Here is a 7029-nt window from a genome sequence, read left to right on the forward strand (position 1 = left end):
GTCGCCGCCCCCATCGTGCTCCCTCCCGAAGTGGCCGCCGCGCGCGCCCTCAAGGAGAAGCCCCGCATCAACGAGGTGGGCGTGGAGACGCTGTTCGGCGAGGACCTCATCTCCGAGAAGAGCCTGGACGAGGTCATCCTGAGCTACCTCGCCAGCGAGGGTGAGCCCTCTTAAGTCGCACCGCCTGTCCGCGTTTCCCCGTGAGCGGCCCGTTCCTGGGCGTGCTCCGGGGCCGTGGTAGGCTCCGGGGGCTTGCGCTCCCGGTCATGATCCAGTTCTTCCACGTCTACAAGGCGTATCCCGGCGATCCGCCCGTCCTGCAGGACATCAACCTGAACGTGGAGAAGGGCGAGTTCGTCTTCCTCACCGGGCCTTCGGGCGCGGGCAAGACGACGCTGCTCAAGCTCATCTTCTGCGGGGAGAAGGCCACCAAGGGGCAGATATTGGTGGGCGGCAAGAACATCGCGCGCATCCGTGAGTCGGCGGTGCCGTACCTGCGGCGCAACATCGGCGTGGTGTTCCAGGACTTCAAGCTGCTGCCCCACCGCAGCGTCGCGGACAACGTGGGCTTCACGCTGGACGTGCTGGGCGTGCCCCGCGTGGAGGGGCGCGAGAAGGTGCACCGGATGCTCAAGCTCGTGGGGCTGGAGCACAAGGCGAACTCGCTGCCCCTGCGGCTGTCGGGTGGAGAGCAGCAGCGCGTAGTGATTGCGCGCGCGCTGGTGAATGACCCGACCATCCTCCTGGCGGACGAGCCCACCGGCAACCTGGACCCGGCGCTCACCGTGGAGATCATGGACCTGCTCACGGACATCAACATCCGGGGCACCACGGTGATGGTGGCCACGCACGACGCCACGCTCCTGTCGCGCTACCAGAAGCGCACGGTGCGCCTGGAGCGCGGGCTCATCGTCTCCGACGAGGACGGCGTCAAGGCGGCCCGGCGGATGTTGGTATGAGCGTGCTGTCGAAGGCGGCGTACTTCTGGCGCTCGGCGGCTGGCGGGCTGAAGCACGCGCCCTTCGTCCACTTCATCGCGGTGTCCACCATCGCCATCGCGCTGTTCGCGGCGGGGCTCGCGCGCGGCGCGTCGCACGTGGTGGACAACCTGCTCGCGTCGCTGGGCGGGGAGGTGGAAGTCACCATCTACCTGGCCCCGCAGCTGGGACAGGACGAGGTCCACGGCGTCCACACGCGCGTGGTGGAGCTGAGTCACGGCGAGGTGACGGTGGTGCCGCCGGAAGCGGCGCTGCTGCGGCTCAAGCGCGAACTGGGAGACCTGGGCGAGGCCCTGTCGGAGCTGCCGGAGAACCCGCTGCCCGCGACGCTGGAGCTGCGCGTGCCGGAGGCCCGGCGCTCTCCCGCGGCGCTCCAGTCGCTGGCGAAGGAGCTTCGCGCGCTGCCCGGCGTCACCGGCGTGGACTACGGCGAGGCCGCGGTGGAGCGGCTGTCCGCCATCGCGCGGGCGCTGAGCTTCGGGGCGCTGGTGGCGCTGGTGGTGGTGCTGGGGACGACCATCGTCATCGTCGCGGCCACGCTCCAGCTGGCCATCTACGCGCGGCGCGAGGAGATTGAAATCCAGAAGCTGGTGGGCGCCACCGACCGCTTCGTGAAGGCACCCTTCCTCCTGGAGGGGCTGCTCCAGGGCCTGTTGGGCGCGCTGGTGGCGCTGGGCGGGCTGTGGCTGTTCGGCCGGCTCCTGGGGCCCACGCTGGGCTCGCTGTTCGCGTTCATCCTGGGCCCGGGCGTGAATGCGCCGTGGGTGGAGACGCGCACCGCGGTGGAGCTGCTCGCGGCCGGGTGCGCGCTGGGCCTGGGTGGCAGCTTCGTCGCGGTGGGGCGCTTCCTGCGGGTATGAGCGGGCGCCTCTGTCTTGGCATGGTCCTGGTGCTGCTCCTGGGCGCGACCTTGGCGCGGGCCCAGCAGGACGAGGAGTCGGAGCGCGCGGCCATCCGCGAGAAGCTGGCCGCGCAGCGCGCCACGCTCGCGCTGGTGGAGGCGAAGAAGCTCTCCGTGCTGGAGGGCATGGAGCTGATGGAGGACATGGCCTCCTTCTCCCGCCGCCGCGTGCGCGCGCTGGAAGGGGACCTGAACCTGTTCCGCCGCCGCGTCGTGCTGGCCGAGCGCGAGGAGGCCGTGCTGCGCGAGGCCCTGCGCGCCCAGCTGCGCCGCCTGTCCCCGCGCCTGCGCACCCTGTACCGGCTCCAGCGCCGCCGGCCGCTGGAGGTGCTCCTGTCCGCGGAGGACTTCGCCGCGCTCATGTGGCGGGCGCGCGCGCTGGAGGCCAGCATGGCGGGCGACCTGGAGCTCTTGCGCACCGTGCAGCACGTGGCGGGGCTCCAGCGACAGGCGACGCTGGAGCTGAAGCGGCTGCACACCTCGCTGTCCCAGCGCGTGGCCTTCCTCCAGGCGCAGTCGAAGCAGGCCCGGGCCCAGCAGGAGGCGCTGGAGGAGGTGGTGGGGAAGCTGGCCGGCGAGGCGGAGCTGGCCAAGCGCGCCGTGCGCGAGCTGGAGGGCGCGGACGCGGAGCTCACCCGCATGCTGGTGGACCTGCACGAAGCCCCCGCGACCAGCGGCTTCGGAGCGCTGAAGGGCAAGCTGCCCAGGCCGGTGGCGGGCATCATCGAGGTGGGGTTCGGCCGGGTGGTGAACCCGCGCTTCAACACCGTCACGGTGCAGAAGGGCGTGGACATCCGCGTGCCAGCGGGCACCCCCGTGCACGCGGTGGCCGAAGGCACCGTCGTCTACGCGGGCTGGCTGCGCGGCTACGGCAACCTGCTCATCGTCGACCACGGCGACGACTTCCACACCCTGATGGCCCACCTGTCCACCGTCGGGGCGGAGGTGGGCGCGCGCGTGGCCCCGGGCGACGTGGTGGGCGAGGTGGGCGACACCGGCTCCCTCAAGGGCGCCTACCTGTACTTCGAGGTGCGCCGCGCCGGTCAGGCCGTTGACCCTGCCCCGTGGCTTGCCCCCGTGGCCCCCACGCCCTGACTGTGTCTGCTCTGACGCGCTGCGCCGGAAGAACAGAGGCGTTAAAAGGGGCCAGACGGCTGTCGGAGGAGAAGGAGGCTCGCACGTGGACCTGATGGTGGGGATGCAGAAGGCGATGCGCCGGGTGCTGGTGGCGCGTGGCGTCCAGTCGGAGACGGTGAACGTCGCGGGCCAGGCGGTCCACCACTACGCGCTCCAGGGGCAGGGCAAGGGGCCGCCGGTGCTGCTGGTGCACGGGCTGGGCGGTTCGGCCAACGGCTTCGGGCGGACGTTCTTCGGGCTGGCGCGCCGCTTCTCGCGCGTGCTCGCGCCGGACCTGCCGGGGCACGGCTTCTCCGGGGCGTACTGCGGCGGGCCCACCTGCGTGAAGAGCCAGTTCGACGTGCTCACCGCCTACTGCGAGCAGGTGGTGAAGGAACCCGCGCTCGTGGTGGGCAATTCGCTGGGCGGGGCCATGGCCGTCAACCTGGCGGCCGAGCATCCGGAGTGGGTGAAGGCGCTGGCGCTGGTGGCCCCCGCGGGCGCGGAGCTGACGCCGCAGGCCCTGACGGCGCTCCTGAGCGTGTTCGAGGTGAAGTCGAACGAGGACGCGCGCGAACTCACGCGGCGGCTGTTCCACCGTCCGCCGTGGGCCGCGATGTTGCTCGCGTCGGAGATGCGCAAGTTCTACTCGAACCCCACGGTGCAGGCGCTCGCGGCGGACGCCATCGCCACGCAGGCCAGCATCGCGCCCCAGGCGGTGCGGGACTTGAAGATGCCGGTGCTCTTCCTGTGGGGCGGCAGCGAGCGGCTCCTGCCCCCGGAGATCCTCACCTGGTACCGGCAGCACCTGCCGCGTCAGGCGGAGGTCCACGTGGTGGAGGGCTTCGGCCACGTGCCGCAGATGGAGCGGCCGGACGCGTTCGTGTCCCACCTGGTGGGCTTCGCGGACCGGGCAGGGCTGTCAGGCGGGAATCGTTCGGTGGACCGGGTGTAGACTCCGGGGCCCTGGCGATAAGGCCCCTTCCTCCCCGCCACAAAGGACGCGCTCCCGTGACAGGTCTCCTCCCGCCGTGGCGCCTGGGTCTGGCCGCGCTCCTCCTGTGGGGCGCCCCCGCGTTCGCGAGGGAGCCGGCGGACGCGGCGGCCAAGGACGAGACGGCGTACCGGCAGCTGGAGCTGTTCGCGCGGGTGCTCTCCTACGTGGAGAACAACTACGTGGAGTCGGTGGACAGGAAGACGCTGGTCCACGGCGCCATCCAGGGGATGCTCGACACGTTGGATCCGCACACCGTCTTCATGCCCCCGGAGGTGTTCCGGGAGATGAAGATCGACACGTCGGGCGAGTTCGGCGGGCTGGGCATCGAAATCGCGCGCAAGGGCGACCGGCTGGTGGTGGTGGCCCCCATCGACGACACGCCCGCGGCCCGCGCGGGCATCAAGGCCGGCGACGAGCTGCTGGCCATCGACGGTGAGAGCACCCAGGGCATGGACCTGGGCCGCGCGCTCCAGAAGATGCGCGGGCCCGCCGGGGGCCGCGTGCTGCTCACGCTGATGCGCGCGGGCTTCAACGCGCCCCAGGAGCTGGCCATCCTGCGCGACCACATCCGCATCGTGTCGGTGGAGGGCGCGCTCTACGACGGCATCGGTCACGTGAAGGTGAAGAACTTCCAGGACCGCACGGACCAGTCCCTGCGCAAGGAGCTGGACCGGCTGCGCGCGCTCAACGGCGGCAAGGAGCTGGACGGCCTGGTGTTGGACCTGCGCAACAACCCCGGCGGCCTGTTGGACCAGGCGGTGGCGATGAGCGACCGCTTCCTGCCGGGCAACCTGCCCATCGTGTCCACGCGCGGCCGTGATGGCCGCAACGCCTCCGAGGAGCGCAGCCGCGACCGCGACACGGAGAAGGACTACCCGGTGGTGGTGCTGGTCAACGCGGGCAGCGCGTCCGCGTCGGAGATTGTCGCCGGTGCGCTCCAGGACCACGGCCGCGGGGTCATCATGGGCACGCAGACCTTCGGCAAGGGCAGCGTGCAGACCATCATCGAGCTGGAGGATGGCTCCGGGCTGAAGCTCACCATCGCGCGCTACTACACGCCCAAGGGCCGCAGCATCCAGGAGAAGGGCATCACCCCGGACTTCCTCGTGCCGGAGAACTCCACGGGCAAGGCGGGAGCCGAGGCGCCCCGGGAGAAGGACCTGCAGCGCCACTTCCGGGCGGAGCCGTCCCAGACGACGTCGGAGGTCGCGGCCGCGCCGCGCGGACTGCCCGCGAACCTGAAGGACTGGGCGGTGACGGCGAAGCTCACGGACGCGCAGCTGCGGGTGGCCCTCAACTACCTCCATGGGTTGGCGCCGGGGACGGCGCCCCGGGGGCCGGGGACGACGGCGGGTCGCTGAAACCCCTTTCGAGGCTGGCGTTCCGCCGGGCAGTGCGTGTAATGCGCACAGCAACGAGGGAGACCGGATGCGACGTCCTTTCAATCGCGCGCTGCACGCGACGCTCAGTGGCTGGCTGGTGGGAATGCTGGCCATGGGCCCCGCGGCGGCGCAGCAGCAACACGTACCCCTGCGGCTGATCCCGCGCACGCTGCCGGCGGCCGCAAGCCCGCGCATCGCGGTGGTGGCCATTCCGTTGGACCCCTCGCTGGAGGGCGAGGCGCTGAAGCTGTCGCACTGGGCTGAACAGGCCGTGGCCCGCTCCGGGAGGCTGGAGCTGGTGCGGCTGACGGACGCGCTGGATGCCCAGGGCGCGAGCGCCCGCGAAGCCAAGGCGGTGGAGGGCAACGCCGCGTTCAAGGAAGGCGCCAAGGCCTACGACGAACTGGACACCGTGAAGGCGCTCCAGAGCTTCGACAAGGCGGTGCGCGCGTATGAGCTGGCGGACCTGTCGCGCGCGTTCGCGCTCCTGAGTCGCGCGCGGGTGATGAAGGCCGCGTCGCAGGTGGCCAACGGGGAGAACAAGGCCGCGGAGCTGGAGATGCGCGCGGTGCTGGCGGTGGATCCCCGCGCCCAGTTCAACCCGAACTTCTTCCCCCCGGAAGAGGTCGCGTTCGTGGAGAAGGAGCGCAAGGCGCAGCTGACCGGCGCGGAGGCCACGCTGTCGGTGCGCACGCAGCCGGTGCCCGCGCAGGTGTTCGTGGACGGGGCCTTCCGGGGCGTGTCCCCGGTGGAGCTGACCGGCCTGACGCGCGCGGACCACTACGTGACGCTGGTGGCGCCGGGCTACTCGGTGCTGGAGGGCAGGGCGCGCGAAGGCGAGGCGTCCTTCACGCTCACGCGCCTGCCCGTGCAGCAGCGGATGGACGCGCTGGTGCAGCGCATCGCGAAGGAGCCGGACGGCGAGGACCGGGACAAGGCGCTGCAGGAGCTGGGCGCGCTCGCGGGCGTGCCGCAGGTGCTGGCGCTGCTGGTGCGCGGCGGCCCGGGCAACGCGCCCCTGAGTGTCACGGGCGTGCGGCTGGACGTGGCGGACGGCCACAACCTGGCGTACGCGGTGGGGTCCCAGGTGCCGCGCGGCGACGCGATGGCCACGGGCTCCGAGTCGTTCCTGACGGGGCTGGTCGCCCAGGACGCGGCGCGCGTCGGTGGCAAGCCGACGACGCACTTCACCGGGGGCGGGGGCGTGAGCCGCCGCACGGTGGGCTACGTGCTGCTGGCCACTGGTGTCGCCCTGCTGGCGGGTGGCATCTACTTCGGGCTGGAGTCCTCCTCGAAGTCGGACGCGTTCAAGACGGCGCCCCAGGGCAGCACCCGCGCGGAGGACCTGAAGAGCACCGGCAAGACGTACGCGCTGGTGGCGGACGTGGGCGTGCTGGCGGGCCTCGTGTCCGCGGGCGCCGGCGGCTACCTCGCCTTCTACAAGGGGGGGAGCGGTTCGTCGTCCCAGGCCGCCACGAGTCCTGCGAGTCCTGCGTCACGGCGGGATGTCCAGGCCCGCGACGCGAAGCCCATCGACAAGGCGCTGCCCATGCCTCCGCCGCCCGTTCGCACCGAGCCGGCCCCGACGAAGGCGAACGCCACGTCCACGCCGCCCGCCGCGACGCCCCCTCCGGC

6 protein-coding genes are annotated in these 7029 nt (G+C 71.8%); all 6 read left to right on the forward strand.

The annotated features are described in order from the left end of the window. Nucleotides 1-266 precede the first annotated feature (266 nt). Entirely contained in the window at nucleotides 267-959 is a 693-nt protein-coding gene (gene ftsE, locus D7X74_RS37315) for a cell division ATP-binding protein FtsE (RefSeq protein WP_120537747.1), read from the forward strand. Beyond that, the gene (locus tag D7X74_RS37320; protein WP_120537748.1) at nucleotides 956-1858 is read left to right on the forward strand and encodes an ABC transporter permease; all 903 of its coding nucleotides are present in this window, start codon (nucleotides 956-958) and stop codon (nucleotides 1856-1858) included. Before ftsE ends, D7X74_RS37320 begins: the two co-directional genes overlap by 4 nt. After that, on the forward strand, nucleotides 1855-2994 hold the full coding sequence (locus D7X74_RS37325) for a murein hydrolase activator EnvC (protein WP_199741987.1): 1140 nt from the start codon (nucleotides 1855-1857) through the stop codon (nucleotides 2992-2994). The genes D7X74_RS37320 and D7X74_RS37325 overlap by 4 nt, the downstream gene beginning before the upstream one ends. A gap of 85 nt (nucleotides 2995-3079) precedes the next feature. Further along, nucleotides 3080-3970, forward strand: coding sequence for an alpha/beta fold hydrolase (locus D7X74_RS37330; protein WP_120537750.1), 891 nt, complete (start codon nucleotides 3080-3082; stop codon nucleotides 3968-3970). A 56-nt stretch (nucleotides 3971-4026) separates the two neighbouring features. Beyond that, nucleotides 4027-5373 (forward strand): S41 family peptidase, encoded by a 1347-nt coding sequence (locus D7X74_RS37335; protein ID WP_120537751.1) that lies wholly within the window; start codon nucleotides 4027-4029, stop codon nucleotides 5371-5373. A gap of 67 nt (nucleotides 5374-5440) precedes the next feature. Then, on the forward strand, nucleotides 5441-7029 hold a 1589-nt coding region (locus D7X74_RS37340; protein ID WP_120537752.1), incomplete at its 3' end, for a PEGA domain-containing protein.

This window comes from Corallococcus sp. CA047B (assembly GCF_003612065.1).
In the GTDB taxonomy this organism is placed as follows: Bacteria; Myxococcota; Myxococcia; order Myxococcales; family Myxococcaceae; genus Corallococcus; species Corallococcus praedator.